We start from the raw sequence: 567 nt of genomic DNA, 5'->3' as shown, positions 1-567 counted from the left end.
GTGCGGGCCCGCAAGGAAACCAATGTTGAGACGCACGACGTTCTGTCTGCGGGTGCCCTCGCCGCAGCGCCTCCCACCGCAAGGCGGCAGGGAAAACCGGGGCTGATACGCTCGCCAGGACGGCTCATTTGACCGGCAACCCGCCCGTCCGAAAATCAGGGTTCGCCGCCTGAGAGGCATCGCTCTCAGGCGGCTGTATTTCTTGACTGGTACCTGATCAATCGGCGAAATCAGCTGGCCTGTAATCGTGATCTATCAAGAATCCGTCCCTCATTGAACCAGTTCAGCCGAGAAGGGTGGAGTCTGACAGGAATCTGCTCCCCTCTGGCGAACTAAGATTGAACGTGCAACAGGGTATCAAAGAGATGCGCGACAGTATCGACTACGGCACGCGGATGAACCGACGCTTGCACCACCTCCCGTTCCGCGCCCTCCAATACTACACATCGTACAAGGCGTCGTTCGAGGGGATTCCGACTGGCTGGATTGACCCGTACAAGACGAGTCAACGATGTCCGCTGTGCGGGCACGCCGAGCGAGCGAACCGCAACAAGAAGCGGTTCAAGT

1 protein-coding gene is annotated in these 567 nt (G+C 58.9%); it reads left to right on the top strand.

Annotated features, from left to right (window positions below):
* Window positions 1–344: 344 nt before the first annotated feature.
* The coding region (locus ABD224_RS29360; protein ID WP_344055374.1) for a zinc ribbon domain-containing protein at window positions 345–567 on the top strand (223 nt) is incomplete at its 3' end.

This window comes from Streptomyces thermoalcalitolerans (assembly GCF_039525155.1).
GTDB lineage: Bacteria > Actinomycetota > Actinomycetes > Streptomycetales > Streptomycetaceae > Streptomyces > Streptomyces thermovulgaris.
Note: the sequence above shows the minus strand (reverse complement) of the source record. Positions and strands in the feature narration are given on the sequence as shown.